This window comes from Cryobacterium sp. 10I1, assembly GCF_035019805.1.
Lineage (GTDB): Bacteria > Actinomycetota > Actinomycetes > Actinomycetales > Microbacteriaceae > Cryobacterium > Cryobacterium glucosi.
Window position 1 is genome coordinate 1 of the sequence record NZ_JASJVF010000708.1, and the last position, 222, is coordinate 222.

Annotated in this window: 1 pseudogene; it reads right to left on the bottom strand. The window is 74.3% G+C overall.

Annotated features, from left to right (window positions below):
- Nucleotides 1-222, bottom strand: a pseudogene (locus QN345_RS20445) (hypothetical protein); the annotation flags it as partial.

Consider the following 222-nt stretch of genomic DNA (forward strand, 5'->3'; position numbering starts at 1 on the left):
GCCGGCCTCATCGAGCACGTCCCGCACCCGCCGGGCGCGCTTGAACAGCTGGTCAGCGTTCACCGTGCGCGCTTCGGCGAGGAGCCGGGCCAGGGCAGTGGCGAGTTTCTCCGGGGTGATCGCCCGGTCCAGGTCGCCGAGCCCTTTCCGGAGCGAGTCCGCCTTCTCGACGCTCAGCCAGCCCTCGCGCAGGGCCCGGCCGATCGGCGCGTGCCACGGCGG